16 protein-coding genes and 1 pseudogene are annotated in these 20234 nt (G+C 62.0%); 8 read left to right on the plus strand and 9 right to left on the minus strand.

Annotated features, from left to right (window positions below):
- Positions 1 to 6 precede the first annotated feature (6 nt).
- From E4M07_RS25215 to E4M07_RS25225, 3 genes are read left to right on the plus strand one after another with little or no spacing between them, the layout of a single operon-like run.
- Positions 7 to 843, plus strand: coding sequence for an XdhC family protein (locus tag E4M07_RS25215; RefSeq protein ID WP_136661191.1), 837 nt, complete (start codon positions 7 to 9; stop codon positions 841 to 843).
- Complete coding sequence (locus E4M07_RS25220) at positions 840 to 1490, plus strand: nucleotidyltransferase family protein (RefSeq protein ID WP_136661192.1); 651 nt, start codon at positions 840 to 842, stop codon at positions 1488 to 1490. The genes E4M07_RS25215 and E4M07_RS25220 overlap by 4 nt, the downstream gene beginning before the upstream one ends.
- Before the next feature lie 26 nt (positions 1491 to 1516).
- Complete coding sequence (locus E4M07_RS25225; protein WP_136661193.1) at positions 1517 to 1969, plus strand: carbon monoxide dehydrogenase subunit G; 453 nt, start codon at positions 1517 to 1519, stop codon at positions 1967 to 1969.
- A 14-nt stretch (positions 1970 to 1983) separates the two neighbouring features.
- On the opposite strand, the gene E4M07_RS25230 is transcribed toward E4M07_RS25225, so the two are convergent.
- The gene (locus E4M07_RS25230; RefSeq protein ID WP_136661194.1) at positions 1984 to 2442 is read right to left on the minus strand and encodes an Lrp/AsnC family transcriptional regulator; all 459 of its coding nucleotides are present in this window, start codon (positions 2440 to 2442) and stop codon (positions 1984 to 1986) included.
- Positions 2443 to 2581: 139 nt separating this feature from the next.
- Here E4M07_RS25230 and E4M07_RS25235 point away from each other — a divergent pair, with 139 nt between their 5' ends.
- Together E4M07_RS25235 and E4M07_RS25240 are read left to right on the plus strand one after the other, a co-directional pair.
- Positions 2582 to 6013, plus strand: coding sequence for an indolepyruvate ferredoxin oxidoreductase family protein (locus tag E4M07_RS25235; protein ID WP_246660601.1), 3432 nt, complete (start codon positions 2582 to 2584; stop codon positions 6011 to 6013).
- A 22-nt stretch (positions 6014 to 6035) separates the two neighbouring features.
- Positions 6036 to 7220 (plus strand): amino acid aminotransferase, encoded by a 1185-nt coding sequence (locus E4M07_RS25240; protein ID WP_136661195.1) that lies wholly within the window; start codon positions 6036 to 6038, stop codon positions 7218 to 7220.
- 54 nt (positions 7221 to 7274) lie between these two features.
- Here E4M07_RS25240 and E4M07_RS25245 read toward each other — a convergent pair whose 3' ends face one another.
- The 8 genes from E4M07_RS25245 to E4M07_RS25280 form a co-directional block, all read right to left on the minus strand.
- Positions 7275 to 8762 carry an NAD-dependent succinate-semialdehyde dehydrogenase gene (locus tag E4M07_RS25245; protein ID WP_136661196.1) on the minus strand — a complete coding sequence of 496 codons (1488 nt, stop codon included), beginning with the start codon at positions 8760 to 8762 and terminating at the stop codon, positions 7275 to 7277.
- Between the two features lie 429 nt (positions 8763 to 9191).
- A complete protein-coding gene (locus E4M07_RS25250) occupies positions 9192 to 10208 on the minus strand; it encodes a LacI family DNA-binding transcriptional regulator (RefSeq protein ID WP_136661197.1) in 1017 nt (338 codons plus the stop codon).
- A 161-nt stretch (positions 10209 to 10369) separates the two neighbouring features.
- Positions 10370 to 10813 carry a hypothetical protein gene (locus tag E4M07_RS25255; protein WP_136661198.1) on the minus strand — a complete coding sequence of 148 codons (444 nt, stop codon included), beginning with the start codon at positions 10811 to 10813 and terminating at the stop codon, positions 10370 to 10372.
- Between the two features lie 37 nt (positions 10814 to 10850).
- Complete coding sequence (locus tag E4M07_RS25260) at positions 10851 to 12005, minus strand: Xaa-Pro peptidase family protein (RefSeq protein ID WP_136661199.1); 1155 nt, start codon at positions 12003 to 12005, stop codon at positions 10851 to 10853.
- 9 nt (positions 12006 to 12014) lie between these two features.
- On the minus strand, positions 12015 to 13325 hold the full coding sequence (locus E4M07_RS25265) for a TRAP transporter large permease (protein WP_136661200.1): 1311 nt from the start codon (positions 13323 to 13325) through the stop codon (positions 12015 to 12017).
- The gene (locus tag E4M07_RS25270) at positions 13318 to 13815 is read right to left on the minus strand and encodes a TRAP transporter small permease (RefSeq protein ID WP_136661201.1); all 498 of its coding nucleotides are present in this window, start codon (positions 13813 to 13815) and stop codon (positions 13318 to 13320) included. Before E4M07_RS25270 ends, E4M07_RS25265 begins: the two co-directional genes overlap by 8 nt.
- Before the next feature lie 61 nt (positions 13816 to 13876).
- On the minus strand, positions 13877 to 15004 hold the full coding sequence (locus tag E4M07_RS25275; protein WP_169054382.1) for a C4-dicarboxylate TRAP transporter substrate-binding protein: 1128 nt from the start codon (positions 15002 to 15004) through the stop codon (positions 13877 to 13879).
- 22 nt (positions 15005 to 15026) lie between these two features.
- Entirely contained in the window at positions 15027 to 15680 is a 654-nt protein-coding gene (locus E4M07_RS25280) for a TetR/AcrR family transcriptional regulator (protein WP_136661203.1), read from the minus strand.
- 530 nt (positions 15681 to 16210) lie between these two features.
- Between E4M07_RS25280 and urtA the strand changes: the two genes are divergently transcribed.
- The 3 genes and pseudogenes from urtA to urtC all read left to right on the plus strand — a co-directional run.
- Positions 16211 to 17449, plus strand: coding sequence for an urea ABC transporter substrate-binding protein (gene urtA / locus E4M07_RS25285; RefSeq protein ID WP_246660602.1), 1239 nt, complete (start codon positions 16211 to 16213; stop codon positions 17447 to 17449).
- A 65-nt stretch (positions 17450 to 17514) separates the two neighbouring features.
- Complete coding sequence (gene urtB, locus E4M07_RS25290) at positions 17515 to 19125, plus strand: urea ABC transporter permease subunit UrtB (protein WP_136661205.1); 1611 nt, start codon at positions 17515 to 17517, stop codon at positions 19123 to 19125.
- Positions 19122 to 20189 (plus strand): annotated as a pseudogene (gene urtC / locus E4M07_RS25295) (urea ABC transporter permease subunit UrtC); the annotation flags it as partial. The gene urtB and the pseudogene urtC, both read left to right, overlap by 4 nt.
- Positions 20190 to 20234 lie beyond the last annotated feature (45 nt).

Consider the following 20234-nt stretch of genomic DNA (forward strand, 5'->3'; position numbering starts at 1 on the left):
ACCGCCATGAAGCTATCGCAAAACACGCTGGACCTGATCGAGACGCTGCGCGGCAGCGGCCGAAGCTTCTGCGTCGCCACCATCGTGCGCACCAAGGACGCCACCTCGGCCAAGCCCGGCGCAAAGGCCGTGGTGACGGAAGACGGCGAACTGCACGGCTTTCTCGGCGGCGGCTGCGTCACCGGCGCGGTCAGGAAGGAGGCCATGGCCGCGCTCGCGTGCCAGCAGCCGAAACTGATGCGCGTCAGGCCGAAAGACGAGGTCGTCGCGCCGGTCGACAAGGACGGCACCACGCTGCACAAATCCTCCTGCCCGAGCGGCGGAACCGTGGAGATTTTCCTCGAACCGATGAAGGCCCGCCGCCGCCTGGTCATCCTCGGCGATTCGCCGATCGCGCAGACGCTTGTCGCGATTGCCGGCACCATCGGCTATCAGACGATCGCCGGCGCGCCGGGCGAACCGGACGAGGCGATGGAGAAGGCCGATTCCTGTTTCTCGGATTTCGCGGAAGCCGCCGCGCAGGCCGGCCCCGGCGATGCGCTGATCCTGTCGACGCAGGGGCGCCGTGACCGCGAGGCGTTGCGCGCGGCACTGCAGTCGCAGGCCGGCTATATCGGCATGGTGGCGAGCCGCCGCAAGTTCGCGGTGCTGGCCGAGGAATTCTCCGCCGACCCGCAACTGCGCGCGCGTCTTGCCGATGTGCGCGCCCCCGCCGGCCTCGACATCAAGGCGGTGGAGCCCGAGGAGATCGCCCTGTCGATCATGGGCGAGATCATCGCCCTGCGCCGCGCCGGGCAGTTCAGCAAAGCCGAAACCGTCAAGGACGAGGCGGCGCGATCATGAAACCGGCAACGCACAATCTCGACGCGGTGCTCCTGGCCGCCGGCCTTTCGCGGCGCATGGGCGGAGAAAACAAGCTGCTGCTGCGGTTTCAGGGGCAGCCGCTGGTCAGGCACACCGCCGCAACGCTGTCAATGGCGGGATTCCGCAAGGTTCTGGTGGTCACCGGCCATGACGCCGCACGGATCGAAGAGGCGCTTGAAGGCCTCGACGTTGTCACGAGCCGCAATCCGGATTACCGCAAGGGGCAGATGTCCTCCGTCGTTCACGGCCTGCGTGAATTGTTGCCGGGCGAAGGGACCGCACCACCGGCCGAAGGCATCATGATCGCGCTCGCCGACATGCCCTATCTGGAGGCCTGCGACTACCGCGATCTCGCCCGTACCTTCCGCGATGACGGATGCCGGCGCATCATCGTTCCCGAATATCTCGGCCAGCGCGGCAACCCGATCATCCTGCCGCCGGAACTGGCTGCCGTGGCGTCCGCCGGAGACCTCAATACCGGCTGCCGCCGGCTGATCGAAAACCGCCCCGACGACGTGCGCACCGTCGACGTCGGCAATTCGGCATTCGTGCGCGACATCGACACCGCGGCCGATTACGGCCGTGCCGTGCGATCGTCCTATCCCGCGGCGCCCTGCTGCGGATAAATCCCCGAAAGACAAGGAACCGCCCTATGGAAATGAGCGACTCGCAACGCATCCGCGCCCCGCGCCAGACCGTCTACCACGCATTGAACGACCCGGAAATCCTTAAACAGTCCATACCGGGCTGCGAGGAACTCGAAATGGTCTCCGACACGGAAATGACGGCCACCGTCGTGCTGCGCGTCGGCCCCGTCAAGGCGCGCTTCGCCGGCAACGTGGAACTCTCCGACCTTGTCCCGCCGGAAAGCTACACGATCAGCGGCGAAGGCAAGGGCGGCGTTGCCGGTTTCGCCAAGGGCGGCGCGACGGTCAAGCTGATCGAGGACGGCGACGACACCATCCTGGAATACGACGTGAGGGCTGATATCGGCGGCAAGCTGGCCCAGCTCGGCAGCCGGCTGATCAACTCGACCTCGAAAAAACTGGCCGGCCAGTTCTTCTCCAATTTCAGCGCCATCGTGGAAAAGGAGGCGGTCGCCTGACCGCCCGGGCCTGATCACACCGGGATATAGGCCTGCGACTTGATCTCCTTCAGGATCAGGCTCGTCTTGACATGGGCGATGCCCGGAAGCTGGAACAGGAACTCCTCCAGGAGCTGGTTGTAGGCGGCCTGGTCCTCGCAGATCACCCGCAGGTGGTAGTCCGCGTCGCCCGTCGTTGCCAGGCATTCGAGCACCTCCTCGCGCTGCGTGACGGCGGCGATGAATTCCTTCAGCCGGCTGGTCTCGTGCCGCACCAGCGATACATAGACGATTGCCTGGAACCCGAGCCCCGTCGACGGGCCGTCGACGATCGCCGAGTAGCGGCGGATGATGCCGGATTTTTCCAGCGCGTTGACACGCCGCCAGCACACCGATGCCGACAGACCCACCTTGTCGGCCAGTGCCTGGTTGGTGATCTGGCAATCCTTCTGCAATTCCCGAAGCAATGCGCGGTCATGCCGGTCAAGCCGCATTCCGATCTCCAAATTTTTCGAGTTAGTGCCGCTTTTTGGTGAATTTATCCTATTCGCCGCGATTTCACAAACAAAATGGACAGATTTACCGGGGGATTCGGGCTAAACTGTTGCAAACAAAACTCAGGGGATGCGCATCATGAACGTTCATGCTCCCATGCCGCTGGTGGAGTATAGCCTGGACGACCGTTACCAGCGGCGCTCGGGCCGGGTCTACATGACCGGCACCCAGGCCATCACACGCATTGTCCTCGACCAGGCTCTGCGCGACCGCCAGGCCGGCCTCAACACCGCCGGCTTCGTCTCCGGCTATCGCGGCTCGCCCCTCGGCGGCGTCGATCTCGAAATGTGGCGCAGCGCAGCGCTCCTGAAGGAACGCAATATTGAGTTCCTGCCGGCCGTCAACGAGGATCTGGCGGCGACCGCCGTGCTCGGCTCGCAGCAGGTCGAGACCGACCCGAACAGGCAGGTCGACGGCGTTTTCGGCCTCTGGTACGGCAAGGGTCCGGGCGTCGACCGAGCCGGCGATGCGCTTAAGCATGGCAACGCCTACGGCTCCTCCCCGCATGGTGGCGTCCTCGTCGTTGCGGGCGACGACCATGGCTGCGTCTCCTCCTCCATGCCGCACCAGTCGGACGTTGCCTTCATGGCCTGGTTCATGCCGACGCTCAATCCTTCCAATGTCGGCGAATACCTGCAATTCGGCGAATACGGCTACGCGCTCAGCCGCTATTCAGGCATGTGGGTCGGCTTCAAGGCGATTTCCGAGACGGTGGAATCCGCCGCCTCGGTCGAGATCCTGCCGGATCGGGTTTTCAGAACGCCCGATTTCGATATTCCGCCGACCGGCCTTCACTACCGCTGGCCCGATCTTCCCGGTCCCCAGATCGAGGAGCGCATGGAGGCCAAGAAACAGGCCGTCTTCGCCTTTGCCGAGGCCAATCCCATCGACCGGCGCATCTACAATCACGACGACGCCACCTTCGGCATCGTCACAACGGGCAAGGGTCACCTCGACCTGATGGAGGCGCTGCGCCTGCTCGGCCTCAACCGAAAGGCCTGCCGCGATCTCGGCATCGACATCTACAAGGTCGGCATGGTCTGGCCGCTGCCGCGGCGCGACGCCCTGTCGTTCGTCAAGGGCAAGCGCGAGGTGCTTGTGATCGAGGAAAAGCGCGGCATCATCGAAAGCCAGTTCAAGGAATATTTCTACGACCATCCGGGCGACAAGCCCGACCACATGGTCGGCAAGCGCGACGAGGACGGCGACCGCCTCGTGCCGTGGACCGGCGAATTGTCGCCGCTGCAACTGGCGCCGCTCGTCGCCCGGCGCCTCGACCTCATCTTCGATACCGACCGTTTCAGCAAGCGCGCCGAACATCTGAGCGAAAACCGGCTGGCGCCGATCGCCGTCGCGGGCGCCACCCGCACCCCCTATTTCTGCTCCGGCTGCCCGCACAATTCCTCGACAAAGGTTCCCGAAGGCTCCAAGGCGCTCGCCGGCATCGGCTGCCATTTCATGGCCAGCTGGATGGACCGCGAGACCACCTCGCTGATCCAGATGGGCGGCGAGGGCGTCAACTGGGCGGCCTCCTCGAAATTCACCGGCAACGGCCATATCTTCCAGAATCTCGGCGAAGGCACCTACTACCATTCCGGATCGATGGCCATCCGCCAGTCGATCGCCGCCGGCGCCAACATCACCTACAAGATCCTCTTCAACGACGCCGTCGCCATGACCGGCGGCCAGCCGGTCGACGGGCCGATCAGCGTCCAGGCGATCGCCCACGAGGTGCGCGCCGAGGGCGTCGAGCGCATCGCCCTCGTCTCTGACGAACCCGGCAAGTTCTCGCTGTCGGATTTTCCGGCCCGCACCACGCTGCACCACCGCCGCGAACTCGATCCGTTGCAGCGCGAGCTGCGCGAGGTACCCGGCGTTTCGGCGCTGATCTACGAGCAGACCTGCGCCACGGAAAAGCGCCGTCGCCGCAAGCGCGGCCAGATGGAGGATCCCAAACGCTTCGCCTTCATCAACGAACTCGTCTGCGAGGGCTGCGGTGACTGCTCGGTCGAATCCAACTGCCTGAGCATCGAGCCGGTGGAAACGGAGTTCGGCCGCAAGCGGCGCGTCAACCTGTCCTCCTGCAACAAGGATTTTTCCTGCCTCGACGGATTCTGCCCCAGTTTCGTGACGGTCGAGGGCGCCGAGCGCCGCAAGAGCCAGGGCACGAAGACCGACGCGGCGGAACTGGCGGAAGAACTGCCCCTGCCGAAGCGGCACAGCCTGGAAAAACCCTATAACCTCCTCGTCACCGGCGTCGGCGGCACGGGCGTCGTCACCGTCGGCGCGCTTATCACCATGGCCGCCCATCTTGAGGCGAAGGGCGCATCGGTTCTCGATTTCACCGGCTTTGCGCAAAAATTCGGCCCGGTGCTGAGCTTCATCCGGCTGGCCGACGATCCGGCGGCGATCAACCAGGTGCGCATCGACGACGGTTCCGCCGACGCGCTGATCGGCGGCGACATTGTCGTTTCCTCCTCACCCAAGGCATCGCGTTCATATCGCCCGGACATGAAAGCGGTTCTCAACCTTGCCGAATCGCCGACCGGCGACATCGTACGCAATCGCGACGCCAGCCTCGCCGTTGACCGGCGCCAGGCGGAAATCGAAAGCGCCGTCGGCGCCGACAACGTATCGTCGCTCGACGCCAACCGCCTGTCTGAGAAGCTGCTGGGCGACACGGTCTATTCGAACATCATCCTGCTCGGCTTTGCCTGGCAGCGGGGACTGGTGCCGGTCTCGCTCGAGGCGCTGATGCGCGCCATCGAATTGAACGGCGTTGCCATTGACGCCAACATCCAGGCCTTCTCCTGGGGACGGATCGCCGCCGCCCGGCCAGACCTTCTTCCCGACTTTGCGGAAGCGGGCAACCCGGAGGAACAGACCCTCGAAACGGTCGTCGAGCGCCGCGAAGCCTTCCTGGCCGACTATCAGGACAAGGCCTATGCGGACCGTTTCCGGCGCACCGTCGATGCGGTCAAGACGCATGAGCGGGCAATCGGCACCAGCGGCCTTGCCGAAACCGTCGCCTGGTCGCTGTTCAAGCTGATGGCCTACAAGGACGAATACGAGGTGGCGCGGCTGCACGCCGATCCGGCCTTCCTGGACAAGCTGAAGGAGCGCTTCGACGGCGATTTCACGATCAAATACTATCTTGCGCCGCCGCTGCTGCCGCTCGGCAAGGACGCGCGCGGCCGGCCGCGCAAACGCCAGTTCGGCAACTGGATGCTGCCGGTCTTCCGCGCGCTTGCGCGCATGAGACGGCTGCGCGGCACGGCGTTCGATCCGTTCGGATACGGACACGACCGCAAGCTGGAAAGAAGCCTGATCTCCTGGTTCGAGACCCTGGTCGGCGACAACCTCGACAAGATCACGGCAGAAAACGCCGGGGACTGGCGCGAACTGTTCGAGTTGCCGATGCAGATACGCGGCTATGGACCTGTGAAGGAAGAAGCGGTAGCAAAGGCCAGATCGCAGGCCGAAACGGGCCTCGCCAAACTCACCGCCTAATCCCAATCAGGAAAGCAGGACGATGTTCGAAAAGCTCCAGCCCGCCCCGCCCGACAAGATCCTCGCGCTGATGGCGCAGTACCGCGAGGACAGCCGCACCGACAAGGTCGATCTCGGGGTCGGCGTCTACAAGGACGCGGACGGCAACACCGCCATCATGCGGGCGATACGCGCCGCCGCGAAACGCCTGCACGACGAACAGACCACAAAGACCTATGTCGGCCTGCAGGGCGACAAGGATTTCTGCGCCGCCATGGGCGAGATCGTCCTCGGCGACGCGGTGTCCGCGGACCGCTTGCGCGTATGCCAGGCACCCGGTGGCTCCGGCGCGCTCAGCATCATTGCCATGATGCTGAACCGTGCCCGCCCGGGCGCGACCGTCTGGATTTCCGATCCGTCCTGGCCGAACCATATCCCGCTGCTCAGCGGCGCCGGCCTGACCCCGCAATCCTACCCCTACTATGACGCCGCAACCGGGTCCGTCCGTTTCGACGAAATGAAGGAGGCGCTGCGCGGCGCGGCAGCAGGCGACATCGTTCTGCTGCACGGCTGCTGCCACAACCCGACCGGCGCCGACCTGACGGTCCCCCAGTGGGAGGCGATTGCGGATCTGTGCAACGAAAAGGGCCTTTTTCCGTTCGTCGACTTCGCCTATCTCGGCTTTGGCGACGGTCTTGAGGAGGATTGCGCGGGCCTGCGGGCGCTGGCGCGAAGAGTGCCGGAACTGGCCATAGCCGCGAGCTGCTCGAAGAACTTTGCCGTCTACCGCGAGCGCGTCGGCGCGGCCATGCTGGTGGGTGCCAATGCTTTGGACGTCGACACCGCCTTCAGCCAGTTGCTGTCCGTCACCAGAAGCGTCTACTCCATGCCGCCCGACCACGGCGCTGCCATCGTGCGCATCGTGCTCGACGACCCGGAGCTGCGCGCCGACTGGATGGAGGAGCTCGAGGGCATGCGCAGCCGCATGGTGACGCTGCGCCGCGATTTTGCCGATGCGCTGCGGCGCGCGTCGAACAGCGGCCGCTACGATTTCATCGCCGATCAGAAGGGCATGTTCTCGCGCCTCGGCCTCGCCACCGAACAGATCGACACACTGCGCAACGAGCACGGCATCTACATCGTCGGCGACAGCCGCATCAACATCGCCGGCCTGCATCACGACAAGCTGGACGATCTGGCCCGCGCCATCGTCGCGGTCGCCGGCTGACGCAAACAAAAACGGGGTCTTTCGGCCCCGTTTCGATTTCGGATGGATTTCGGCCTAGGCGCCGATGCCGCCGAAGCACAGATATTTGATCTCGACGAAATCCTCGATCCCGTATTTCGAGCCTTCGCGGCCGAGGCCGGACTGCTTAACGCCACCGAAGGGCGCCACTTCCGTCGAAATCAGGCCGGTATTGATGCCGACCATGCCGTATTCCAGCGCCTCGGCGACCGTCCAGACCCGAGACAGGTCGCGGGCGTAGAAATAGGACGCGAGGCCGAATTCCGTCGCATTGGCAAGTTCGATCACCTCCTCAACGGTCTCGAAGCGGAACAGCGGCGCCACGGGCCCGAAGGTCTCCTCGCGCGCCACCTTCATCTCGGTCGAGACGCCGGTCAGGACCGTCGGCTCGTAGAATGTGCCGCCGTGCACGTCGGGCTTGCCGCCCGTCAGCACCGTGGCGCCGTGGGCCAGCGCATCCGAGACGTGTTCCTCGACCTTCGATAGGCCCTGCTTGTCGATGAGCGGACCGGTGGTCACGCCGTCCTCGAAGCCGTCGCCCACCTTCAGCTCGCGCACCTTGACGGCGAGCTTCTCGGCGAATTCGTCATAGACCCCGGCCTGCACGTAGATCCGGTTGGCGCACACGCAGGTCTGGCCGGCATTGCGGTATTTGGAGATCATGGCACCGTCGACCGCCGCATCGATATCGGCGTCGTCGAAGACGATGAAAGGCGCGTTGCCGCCGAGTTCCAGGCCGATCTTCTTGATCTGGTCCGAGCACTGCCGCATCAGGATGCGGCCGACCTCGGTCGAGCCGGTGAAGGTCAGCTTGCGCACCTTGTCATTGTCCGACAACTCGCGGCCAATGGCCGGTCCGTCCTCACCGACGATCAGGTTGAAGACACCTGCGGGCATGCCGGCGCGCTCGGCGAGCACGCCCAGCGCAATGGCCGACAGCGGCGTCTGCTCGGCCGGCTTGACGACCACCGTGCAGCCGGTGGCCAGCGCCGGAGCGATCTTGCGGGTGATCATCGCGTTCGGGAAGTTCCACGGCGTGATCGCGCCGACGACACCGATCGGCTGCTTGATCACCACCAGCCGCTTGTCGCCCTGGTGGCCGGGGATGGTGTCGCCATAGACCCGCTTGGCCTCTTCCGCGAACCATTCCATGAACGACGCGCCATAGACAATCTCGCCGCGCGCTTCCGCGAACGGCTTGCCCATCTCCATGGTCAGGATGGTCGCCAGGTCGTCGGCATTCTCCAGTTGCAGCTCATAAAGACGGCGCATGATCGTGCCGCGTTCCTTGGCGGTCATCGCCGCCCAGGACTTCTGCGCCTCGTGTGCGGCATCGATTGCCTGGCGGGTGTTTTGCGCCCCCATGTCCGGCAAGCTGGCGATCACCTCGCCGTTCGACGGATTGTCGACGTCGAACCGGCGGCCGGTATCCGCCTCGGTGATCCAGGTGCCGCCGACGAGGCCCGCGGCGGGCAACAGCGACGGATCGGACAGTCGCGACAGGAGATTATCGGAAATGCTCATCGGGAGGCCTCCACGAAACGCGTAATCGGGAATAGATGCGGCTTTGCGCCGGTCGCCAGATGTATTGACCATCGGCGACGACAACGCAAGCAGCGACGTCGAGAATCTGCGGTGAACGGATTGTCCGCCAGAGCAAGATGAGGTCAGGTTTGGACATTTGATGGCGGAAAATCTGTCCACTCGGCGAGGCGCGTCGCGCAGCGCGATGTGGGGCATCGGGCAAGCGGCGCAACGACGCCGATGGGCCGATTTTCCCCACCCTTGAAAGGGAGGTGGATATTGAAAACCAACAGTGAACGGGCCGGGCGAATTTTGGCCCCTGGCGTCGTTGGCTTGCGCTTGTGGTGGGGTGGCACCACGGCGCGCAACCCGCCTAGCCAGCGACCAAAATCGCCACGGTCAAATGACCAAACCTGACCTCATCTTGCTCTAATGCGGAGCGGTGCCGGTCGACTGCCGGACGACCAGCTCGGTCCGCATTTCGATGGTCTCGGGCGCCGTGCGCCGCGCTCCTATGATGTCGAGAAGCATGGTCATCGCGGTGCGGCCGATCTCCACGCGCGGCTGGCTGATGGTGGTCAACGGCGGGCTGTAGCTTTCGCTGATGAAAAGATCGTCGAAGCCGACGACGGACACGTCCTCGGGCACCCGCAACCCGCGCCGCCGCAATTCGCCGATCGCCCCGAACGCCATTTCATCGTTGGCAACGAACAGGGCCGTCGGCGGGCTGTCGGCGTCGAAAAGCCCGGCGCAGCACTCTCGTCCGCTCCGGATCGAGTAGTCGCCCACCGGCTCGTAATTGTCCGGTATGGCGAGGCCGGCCTCGGCCATCGCCTTGCGGTAGCCGTCGAGCCGCAGCCGGCTGAGGATTTCCGGCAGCGGGCCGCAGATATGGGCGATGCGACGATGACCGAGCGCCGCCAGATGGCGCACCGCCTGCTTGGCCGCCGTGCAATTGTCGATCCGCACATGCGCGAGCCGGCAGTTTTCCACCGCCTCCAGCGCAACGACGATCGGCGCGATGCCGGCTTCGGTATCGAGGACCGCGTGGCTGTCCGGAAGCGTGCCGGTCATCAGGATCATGCCGTCCGCGCGGCCGTCGCGCAGCATGTCGAAATACTCGGCCTCGCGCTCGGGATCGTCTTCCGTGTTGCCCATCAAAAGCACATAGCCGGCCGCGCGCGCCACGGCTTCGACACCCCTGAATATTTCCAGATAGAAGGGGTTGCGCATGTTGCGCACGACGAGCAGCACCGCCATCGACTTCTGGATGCGCAGATTGCGCGCCCGCACGTTGAGCCGGTAGTTGAGCTTGCTTGCCGCCTCGCGGACCTTCTCGCGCGTCGCATCGGTCACCAGCGACGAATCGCTCAGCGCCCGCGACACGGTCGCCGTCGATACGCCGGCAACGCGCGCAATGTCCTTGATCCTGGTCCGTTCGCTCATCTTCTGTTCCGCCGGTGACCGCCGCAATGGCCTCTGGAGACGTGTTGCCAGATCGCGCTCAAACGCCGTTATACTGGATTTGTAATCGATTGCAAAATCACGGATGAGCATACCCGTGCGGAGACAGGTCATCATCTTCCGGCCACCGCAAGCCTGTGAAATCAGCGCAGGAACAAATGGCCGGCCGACGCAGACAACGTGTCCTGAATTTCTCCTGCAAGAGATATAAAATCGTGTGGTGGATGACGGGAGGTATACAGGCAGTTAACGCTGCCGACGCAATCGGATCCGCGAACAACCGGCACATTCAAAATTGCGTGGATTGCATTTGCCAATATGACGTCATGATCCGGAAAGGTTGCCTCAATCGCCTCAGCACCAACCAGCAATGCGGGCTTCTTCAGTTCGATGATCTGTCTGGCCCATTCACCACCGGGCACAGGCTTTGAGCCAAATGTCGGAAACACGAGGGGCATGGAGGAAAAGACACGGTGCATCCGTGAGCCGCCGTCGCTCAACAGGAGAATTGTGACATGGTCGCAGGAAGCCCGTTCCTTGATCAAGTTTGCACAATCGGCAATTTCCAGATCATCTGATCGGGTCATGACCGCGGCCGTCTTATGAATTTCGGGACCACTCTGTTCAGATGGTGAGTTCGTTGAGGGCGTCAGGGGCTTCAGTCAGGCAGACCGGACCATGGTCCGTCGCGACGACCGTATCGGAATGCCTGAACCCGCCGACGCCCGGAATGTAGATTCCGGGCTCCAAGGTGAACACCATGCCCTTCTTGATGACACCTTCGTCGCCATCTGCGAGAAATGGCCCTTCATGGGAGGTAACGCCCATCCCGTGGCCGGCGCGATGACGGCGCGCCGAAGAAAATCCGCGCTTGTCGAAGAGTGCATTCACTTCGCGATCGATATCTCCCATCAGATTTCCGGCCCTCGTCCGCTCAAAACAGATGCTTCGGGCCTCCATCATCGTCTCATAAGGCCCCTTCGCCTCCTCGGGCACCGCTCCGAGAAAGAACGTGCGCTCGATCTCCGCGCCGTATCCGTTGAGCACCGAATTGAACACGGTGACATGGGGCCCGCCGGGCAGCATCTTCATGTCGAGATCGGTGAAGTTGTGGGGGTCGTGAGACACTTCGGCATTCTGGATCAAGGTCATTATGGACGTCGCGAGAGGGTTGATGGACGGGTTGTCCGCGGCGATCTTTGCGTGAAGCGATTTTCCGATCGAAAGATTGATCTCGCTTTGGGAGAGGCCGGGTCTTGCTTTTGCCAGCAAATCCGAGTGCGCCTCGCTCAACAATCGGCAACCATAGGCAATCCGGCCAAGTTCGTAGTCGGATTTGACCTCCCGCAGCCGGTCCACAAGGTCGATCGGCAGTGCCCGCTCGCCGATGCAGCGCAACATTGCGCCCGGCAGCATGTCCTCAACGCCGACAAGGCCGGAATCGGGCAGCAGGTCGCAAAAACGGTCGGTCCAGCGCTGCCCCTCGGGAGCCGGAAACTCGGCGTAGGTAGCGAGTTCAACATCTCCGGCAATCCGGTGGACCGCATGATCCAGTTCAAGAAACGGGACAAGGAAAACCGGGCGACCCGATTTTGGCACCGTGAGAATGAAAGGTCGCTCGTGGACGAAATTTGCAAAATTGGTCAGCCAGAGGATATTCGCCGGAGAAAAGCAGATATAGGCTTCCAAACCGTACCGCCCGAGCGCGTCCTGCAACCGGGACACCCTTCCGCGCATTTCGTGGACGGTCGGTGCAGTAAAGGTCTCTTCAATTTTCACGTTAACACCTCAAAAGAATCTGGAGGGAAGCCACAGCGCAATCGCCGGGACCGCTATGAGAATGGCCAGTGTCAGGATGTCCATTGCGATAAACCAGGTAACGCCGCCGAAAATTGTCGGAAGTCGCACCTTGCCGTCCAGCGCACTTTGAATGACGAAAATGTTCAGGCCGATTGGCGGCGTAATCAGCCCGATTTCCAGCAGTTTGATCAGGATGATGCCGAACCAGATGAGATCCATGTCAAGCGAACCGGCCAATGGCAGGATAAGCGGGGCCGTCAGCAACAGCAGCCCGATCGAGTCAATGAACATGCCAAGGACGATATAGAGAAGCGAGACCGCCAGTATCAGTACAAGAGGTCCGGCTGCGCTCCGTTGAAACAGATCTTCCAGCATCCCGTTCAAGCCGACAACGGCCGAATACCGGGTCAACAGCGCGCCTCCGATGACGATTATGAAGATAGCCGTAAAGGACAATGCGCTTTGTTGCAGCGCCCGAAGGAACGCGGCAAGCCGAAACCTGCCGCTCACCACCGCGATCGCGACCGCCCCCAACGCGCCCAGCGCACCGGCCTCTGTCGGGGTGGCGATGCCAAGGGATATGCTTCCCATGACAATCAGGATCAGCAGCGGCAGCGGCGCAATGTCAAAAAGGAGTTTCCTTGTGAAGGGCTCGATTTCATCATCCGTTGCCGCACCCCCAAGCGCGGGATTGAGCCCGCATCGCACGACAATCATCGTCATGTAGATCAGAACCGACAGAATTCCCGGCAGAACACCCGCCAGGAACAGGCCGCCGATGGAGACATCGGCATAAACACCGTAGAGAATCATCAAGATACTCGGCGGGATGAGCGAACCCAGCGTACCCGATGCAGCGATTGTTCCGCACGCCAGTCCCGGATCGTATTTGCGGCTCAACATCTCCGGAATCGCGATACGGGACATGGATGCCGCCGTTGCGACCGACGAGCCGGACGCCGCCGCAAACAGGGCACTTGCCAATACACTGGCGCAGGCAAGCGCGCCGGGAAGTCTCGCCAGAAGCGCCCTCGACGCGTTGAACAGCCCCTTTGTCAATCCCGTTTCCGAAGCGACAAATCCCATGAGCAAGAACATCGGGACCGCTGAGAAACTCCAGTTGGTCGACAGTTCATAGGGCAACCTGGAAATCGATCCGATGGCCGCGCGCAGGCTCGTCTCATGGGCGATACCGACAAATGAAACCGTGATGAGTGAAAGACCGATCGGAACGCGTATCGCGATCAGACCGAGCAAGGCTCCGAAGGTCAGCAGGACGGAGAACAATGGCTCAGACATCCTGGTCCCGACCGCGGAAGCGTTTCACGCACAGCAGGAAAGCCGCTATGGCCGAAGTGGCGAAGACAATTGGAAGCACCCAACGGACCGGCCATATCGGCAAATGGCTTATCCCCATGGAGACCTCGCCATTGTTCGTGGAAATGACCGCCTGTTTGAAGGTGAAGTAGGCCAGCACAAGATAGATGGCCGTGGTCAACAGGACGGAGACGACAATGGAAATCTGTTTCAATCGACGTGGAAAAAGCCTGTAGAACAGGTCGGTATCGATGTGCCCGCCGGTCAGTTCGAGCATCATGATCGGAAAGAACACCAGCGGAATCATGTAGTAGAATGAAACGATTTCTATCGTGGCACCGATCGGCGCGTTGACGGACGCCCGCAAAAGCACATCAACCGAAACGGTCAGCAATATCGCAAATACCGCAAGGGCGGCGATCGCAAGTTGCAGGCGGGCAAGAGACCCAGCCAGTCGGATTACAGTTTGCATGATGGTTTTCCCGGCATGGAGCCTGGCACGGGACCGGCAGGCCGGCCCCGTTGAGGTCGGATCAGTTCAACCCGTAGGTTTCGACATCAACCTTGCCGTAGATCTCTTGTCTTATCAGTTCGGCGAACGCCTGCTTGTCCTCGACGGGAACGTCCTTGAGAAGGTCTTCCCATTTGTTCACCGTCGCCTGGAAACGGCCCAGCAATGCCTCGGGATCTTCAATGCCGAAGGTGGATTTGGCGATCTCAGCCGCAACAGTCGGCTGCGCCTTGCGAAACGCGTCGATCGATGCCTTGAGATCCTCGGTGGGCTCATGAAACGAAACGCCTTTTTCCGTCAGGCTGTCGCGCGCTTCCTGTTCGGCCAACAACGTGCCATCGACAATGAAGGTCGCGATCGTATCGGCCTCGGCATCGAGAACCGCCCGTCTCTGCTCGGTCGTGAGCTCCGCCCATGCATCCTTGTTGTAGCCGTGCCCCAGCCCCGCCCAGAACAAGGTGATGGGCAAATCGGTGATGTGGTAGGCGACTTCATACAGCTTGCGTGACTGGGCATCGACCGCGGTTGTGGTCGTGCATGTCAGGGCACCCTTTTCCAGAGCGCCATACTGCTCGTTCGTGTTGAACGCGACCGTCACGCCCCCCGCTGAATTCGCCCAGGCCGCAGGAGCTCGTCCGGGCAGCCTGAGCTTGGCCCCCTTCAACTCGGCGAGGCTGGTTACAGGTACATTGCAGACCAGCTTGTAGTGATTGGTCGCATAGGAACTGCCGAACACGACGCCGTGTCTTTTCCACTCGGCACTGAGTTCGGGATCGAAGATATTGAACTCCGTCGCCGCGGCAATGATCACCCTGGGATCCGAAAAGGTCATCCCCAGTTCCTCCACCGCATTGGAAACCGGCAGATCCGACGGTGTATATTGGGCAAAATGTCCGGAGACGTCGGCAAGTCCGTCCGCGAGCTCCGAGAGATTGCCTAGCGCAGTCACGCGCGGTGATCCCAGCTCCACTTCCGCGGTTAGCGTCCCGTTTGAATGATGCGCCACGCGTTCAGCCCAATAATCATAGAGGTAGCGCGAGTACATGTGGGTGGGCGGCAGCCACGTCGCGGCCACAAGGCTGTCTCTGGCCAATGCAGTGCCGGATGTCGCGGTCATCGCTGTACAAAAAGCCAGCGCGAATGGAAGCATTCTCATGGTTTCCTCCCGAATGTCATGATTTGCTTTTGGTATTGATTGAAACGACGCGTTCGTTTGCGGGACGAATGACTGCAGCTTCCAGAAACAGTTTTGGAAACCCCCGCATAAGGCGCTCTCGCGCCTGAGGCGCGGCACCGAACGAAGTGGAAAACGCGTAACCACGAAGGACATTCGACGCCATTGCCCAGTGATCCGAGCGTTGCTCCTGATCATATCCGGGCAATTCGAACGTATTGTCCCAGAACTCGAAAAGGGACTGTCGCCAGTCGGCGACCGCTTCCTGAACAAGGGACGAAAGCGTCAACTCCGCCCGGATGCCGAGAGCAATCTCCATGCAACCGACAAAGAGATCGCTCGCAATCGTATCGCCTGTCTCTGAAACGAATTCTTCCAGAGTGATTTCGCCCTTGCGCAACCGGGATGCGATTTCGTGCAATTGGCCGGCGAACTCGACCAGAAGATCGCCGAACGCAGCGGCGATCAGGTGATCCTTCGTCGGGAAGTGATGGAACAGCGCCCCACGCGACACGCCCGCCTTCTTCAGAATCGGCAGGATCGACAGGCCGGCATATCCATTCGTTATGAGTTGGCCCACCGTCGCCCTTTTCAACAGCGCGATGGTCCGTTCAGCGTCACGGATACGCTCATTCGATTTTTCTTCGCCCATTGCTTTCTTCCGGATTTCGGTTTGCTGATCGGCACATATACATACAGACCGGTTGGTATGTAAAGAATTTTTTGCAGGGGCAGCCGGATAGGGCTGCGTCGATGGCGTCAAAACCGTTGAAAAAGGGCAAACCCTGCGCCCGGGGCGCAGGGCCGAGGATTTGTGGTGCAAATACCTCTACCGGAAAACCGGTGCGAAAGTCGTAGCGCAAGTGGCGTTCCGGGTCACGGCAATTTCGATTGCCTAAAAAAGCGCCATCGCCACCTGCCTATTTTGTGAGCAGCATACCGCAGCGCACAAAAAATCATCGTACCCCAATGTGAAAACGATCGTTCGGATCTGTCCGGACGGCAGAAAATTATCCATTAAAAACAAAGCAATAGTCGTCCGGATATAAAGATTCGGGAATCTGGCACGATTCCTGCGAGGTAAAGGCCGGTGCAAATACTTCTACGCAGATCATGGAGATCAATATGAATGCTCTGAAAAACCGGATCCGGTCCTTCGGCCTGGCAACGATCGTCGCCGGCATGACCGCATCGTCCGCCGCCTGGGCCGAGGACACGATCAAGGTCGGCATCCTGCATTCCCTGTCAGGAACGATGGCGATATCCGAGACCACACTGAAAGACGTCATGCTCATGCTCATCGAGGAGCAGAACAAGAAGGGCGGCCTTCTGGGCAAACAGCTCGAGGCGGTTGTCGTCGATCCCGCTTCCGACTGGCCGCTCTTTGCCGAAAAGGCCCGCGAACTGCTGGAGGTCCATGAGGTTTCCGCCGTCTTCGGAAACTGGACTTCGGTCAGCCGCAAGTCTGTGCTTCCGGTCTTCGACGAGCTCAACGGCATCCTGTTCTATCCCGTCCAGTACGAGGGCGAGGAAAGCCAGCGCAACGTCTTCTACACGGGTGCCGCACCCAACCAGCAGGCCATTCCCGCCGTCGACTATCTGCTGGAGAACGAGGAAGTCGAGCGCTGGGTGCTCGCGGGAACGGACTATGTCTACCCGCGCACGACCAACAAGATCCTGGAGGCCTACCTCAAGGCCAAGGGCGTGTCCGATGAGGACATCATGATCAACTACACGCCGTTCGGCCATTCCGACTGGCAGACCATCGTCGCCGACATCAAGGCCTTCGGCTCGGAAGGCAAGAAGACCGCGGTCGTCTCCACCATCAACGGCGACGCCAACGTGCCGTTCTACAAGGAACTCGGCAACCAGGGCATCTCCGCGACCGACATCCCGGTGGTCGCCTTTTCGGTCGGCGAGGAGGAACTGGCCGGTCTCGACACCGAACCGCTCGTCGGTCACCTTGCCGCCTGGAACTATTTCCAGTCGGTCGACACGCCCGAAAACGAGGAATTCATCGAGACCTGGAAAGCCTTCATCGGTGATGAGAACCGCGTCACCAACGATCCGATGGAAGCCCACTACATCGGCTTCAACATGTGGGTGAAGGCAGTGGAGAAGGCCGGCACCACCGACGTCGACACGGTGATTGACGAGATCATCGGCGTTTCCGTGCCGAACCTTTCCGGCGGCTATTCCGCCATGATGCCGAACCACCACATCACCAAGCCGGTGCTGATCGGCGAGATCCAGGAAGACGGCCAGTTCGACATCGTCGACCAGACCGACGGCCTCGTCGCCGGCGATGCGTGGTCGGACTTCCTGCCGGATTCGGCCAAGCTGATCTCCGACTGGAGGAAGCCGCTCGACTGCGGAAACTTCAACACCGAAACCCAGACCTGCGGCGGCAAGGGCAGCTGACCGCCTCAAAGAAGCATGCGGCGGGCGATTGTGCCCGCCGCCCCCTCTGACCCCACCATTGCGACATGAAACCTGTTTGCCGCCTATTCGCCGTCCTGCCGGTCCTACTGCTGCTTTTAAGCGGCGCCCGCGCCGATGACAGTCTCGGCGATCTCATCGACGCGCTGGCGACCGGAAAGCTGAAGGACCGTGCCGGCCAGATTGAGGCCATTGCCGAGACCGGCGATCCGCAGGCCGTCCCGGCGCTGTCCGCCCTGCGCGACGGGGCGCTCTATTTTCGCAAGTCCGACAAGAAGGTCTTTATGACCGAGAAAGCCGGTACCGGCTTCGTCCTCTTTGACCCCATAAGCGGAACCGAGGTCGAGACGCTGGCCAAGGGCGCGGTCAAGAAAATCAAGGTCAACAACAAGCTGCGGCGACAACTGACCGCGGTCATCGGCTCCATGACCCTCGAGAGCCCGGATGCTGATACGCGCCTCGCCGCGGCACGGACGATCTTCAAGAACGGCGACGTCTCGGCACTCGAGGCGCTGGACGCTGCCCTAGAAAGCGAACAGGACGCCGAGGTGCGCGCAGCAATGGAACTTGCCCGCGCATCGGCGCTTCTGAAAAGCGATGCGCAGACGTTCGAAAAGGTCAAGGCCGTCGAGCTTGTTGGCACGAAAGGCGGGCGCGACGCCGTTCCGCTTTTGAAGGAGCTGGCCTCTTCAACGGACGAGAGCGTTGCGCAGGCAGCCGAAAGGCAGATCGCTGAGATCGAGAAAGCCCAGGCGCTGTGGAATTCGGCCCAGACGGTCTGGTACGGCATATCGCTGGGGTCTGTGCTGCTGCTGGCCGCCATCGGCCTTGCCGTAACCTTCGGCGTGATGGGCGTCATCAACATGGCCCATGGCGAGATGGTCATGCTCGGCGCCTACACGACCTTCGTCGTCCAGGAGGTCATCCGCGGCTCCTTTCCCGGGCTTTTCGACTATTCGCTGCTGATGGCACTGCCGCTCGCGTTCCTCGTGGCGGGCGCCTGCGGCTTTGCCATGGAGCGCGGCATTATCCGCTTTCTCTACGGGCGGCCTCTGGAAACGCTGCTCGCGACCTGGGGCGTGTCGCTGATCCTGCAGCAGGCCATCCGCACGATCTTCGGCCCGACGAACCAGGAGGTCGGCAATCCGTCATGGATGTCTGGGGCCTACGAGCTTGGCGGGCTGACGCTCACGGCCAACCGGCTGTGGATCGTGGTATTCGCCCTGATCGTCTTCGCCGCCCTTTTTCTTGTTCTCAAAAGGACCGGTTTCGGGCTGCAGATGCGGGCCGTCACCCAGAACCGCCAGATGGCTTCGTCCATGGGCATCAGGACGCCGTGGGTCGACGCGCTCACCTTCGCGCTCGGTTCCGGTATCGCCGGCATCGCCGGCGTCGCCCTGTCGCAGATCGCCAATGTCTCGCCCAATCTCGGACAGAGCTACATCATCGACAGTTTCATGGTTGTCGTCTTCGGCGGCGTCGGCAATCTGTGGGGAACGCTGGTCGGCGCCATGACGCTCGGTGTCGCCAACAAGTTCCTTGAGCCTTACGCGGGGGCGGTGCTCGCCAAGATCCTGATCCTTGTCTTCATCATCCTGTTCATCCAGAAACGGCCGCGCGGGCTGTTCGCGCTGAAAGGCAGGGCGGTCGAGGCATGATCACGTCATTTGTCTTCAAGGCGCTGGACCGCCGCGCCATCTGGGTCATCGCCGTGCTGGTCGGCCTGGCAGTGCTGGTGCCGCTGCTCAATCTCGCGCTGCCCGCCGGCCACCCGCTGCACGTGCCCAACTACGCAATCAGCCTGATGGGCAAATATCTCAACTACGCGCTGCTGGCGCTGGCGCTCGATCTCGTCTGGGGCTTCTGCGGCATCCTCTCGCTCGGCCACGGCGCCTTCTTCGCGCTCGGCGGCTATGCGATGGGCATGTATCTGATGCGCCAGATCGGCTCGCGCGGCGTCTATGGCGATCCGGTCCTGCCTGATTTCATGGTCTTCCTGAACTGGCAGGAACTGCCCTGGTTCTGGTACGGTTTCGACACGTTCTGGTTCGCCGCCATCATGATCGTGCTCGTTCCCGGGCTGCTTGCCTTCGTCTTCGGATGGTTCGCCTTCAGAAGCCGCGTCACCGGCGTCTACCTGTCGATCATCACGCAGGCGATGACCTATGCGCTGCTGCTTGCCTTCTTCCGAAACGAGATGGGTTTCGGCGGCAATAACGGCCTGACCGACTTCAAGGACATTCTCGGCTTTGCCATCCAGGCCGATACCACCCGCGCGGCCCTGTTCTCGGCCTCAGCCCTCGCCCTGTCCGCGGCCTTCCTGATCTGTTCCGGCATCGTCCGCTCGAAATTCGGCAAGGTGCTCGTTGCCGTGCGCGACGCCGAGAGCCGCTCGCGTTTCTTCGGCTACCGCGTCGAGAACGTCAAACTTTTCGTCTTTGTCATTTCAGCGATGATGGCCGGCGTTGCCGGCGCGCTCTACGTGCCCCAGGTCGGCATCATCAACCCGGGTGAATTCGCACCGGCCAATTCCATCGAGATCGTCGTCTGGACGGCGGTCGGCGGACGCGGCACGCTGGTCGGCCCGATCGTCGGCGCGGTGCTGGTCAACGCCGGAAAGTCGGTGTTCACCGCCGCCTTCCCGGAATTCTGGCTTTTCGCCCTCGGCGCCCTCTTCGTCGCCGTCACGTTGTTCCTACCGAAAGGCATTGTCGGCGCGCTTTCGGGCCTGCGCAAATGGCGGCCGCGTCGCGCGGCGCCGGTGATG

It is taken from the genome of Nitratireductor sp. XY-223, assembly GCF_004959855.1.
Lineage (GTDB): Bacteria > Pseudomonadota > Alphaproteobacteria > Rhizobiales > Rhizobiaceae > Hoeflea_A.

Coding starts and splice junctions, on each gene's coding strand:
- E4M07_RS25215 (WP_136661191.1), top strand. CDS start 7: ATGAAGCTATCGCAAAACACGCTGGACCTGATCGAGACGCTGCGCGGC.
- E4M07_RS25220 (WP_136661192.1), top strand. CDS start 840: ATGAAACCGGCAACGCACAATCTCGACGCGGTGCTCCTGGCCGCCGGC.
- E4M07_RS25225 (WP_136661193.1), top strand. CDS start 1,517: ATGGAAATGAGCGACTCGCAACGCATCCGCGCCCCGCGCCAGACCGTC.
- E4M07_RS25230 (WP_136661194.1), bottom strand. CDS start 2,442: ATGCGGCTTGACCGGCATGACCGCGCATTGCTTCGGGAATTGCAGAAG.
- E4M07_RS25235 (WP_246660601.1), top strand. CDS start 2,582: ATGAACGTTCATGCTCCCATGCCGCTGGTGGAGTATAGCCTGGACGAC.
- E4M07_RS25240 (WP_136661195.1), top strand. CDS start 6,036: ATGTTCGAAAAGCTCCAGCCCGCCCCGCCCGACAAGATCCTCGCGCTG.
- E4M07_RS25245 (WP_136661196.1), bottom strand. CDS start 8,762: ATGAGCATTTCCGATAATCTCCTGTCGCGACTGTCCGATCCGTCGCTG.
- E4M07_RS25250 (WP_136661197.1), bottom strand. CDS start 10,208: ATGAGCGAACGGACCAGGATCAAGGACATTGCGCGCGTTGCCGGCGTA.
- E4M07_RS25255 (WP_136661198.1), bottom strand. CDS start 10,813: ATGACCCGATCAGATGATCTGGAAATTGCCGATTGTGCAAACTTGATC.
- E4M07_RS25265 (WP_136661200.1), bottom strand. CDS start 13,325: ATGTCTGAGCCATTGTTCTCCGTCCTGCTGACCTTCGGAGCCTTGCTC.
- E4M07_RS25270 (WP_136661201.1), bottom strand. CDS start 13,815: ATGCAAACTGTAATCCGACTGGCTGGGTCTCTTGCCCGCCTGCAACTT.
- E4M07_RS25275 (WP_169054382.1), bottom strand. CDS start 15,004: ATGCTTCCATTCGCGCTGGCTTTTTGTACAGCGATGACCGCGACATCC.
- E4M07_RS25280 (WP_136661203.1), bottom strand. CDS start 15,680: ATGGGCGAAGAAAAATCGAATGAGCGTATCCGTGACGCTGAACGGACC.
- urtA (WP_246660602.1), top strand. CDS start 16,211: ATGACCGCATCGTCCGCCGCCTGGGCCGAGGACACGATCAAGGTCGGC.
- urtB (WP_136661205.1), top strand. CDS start 17,515: ATGAAACCTGTTTGCCGCCTATTCGCCGTCCTGCCGGTCCTACTGCTG.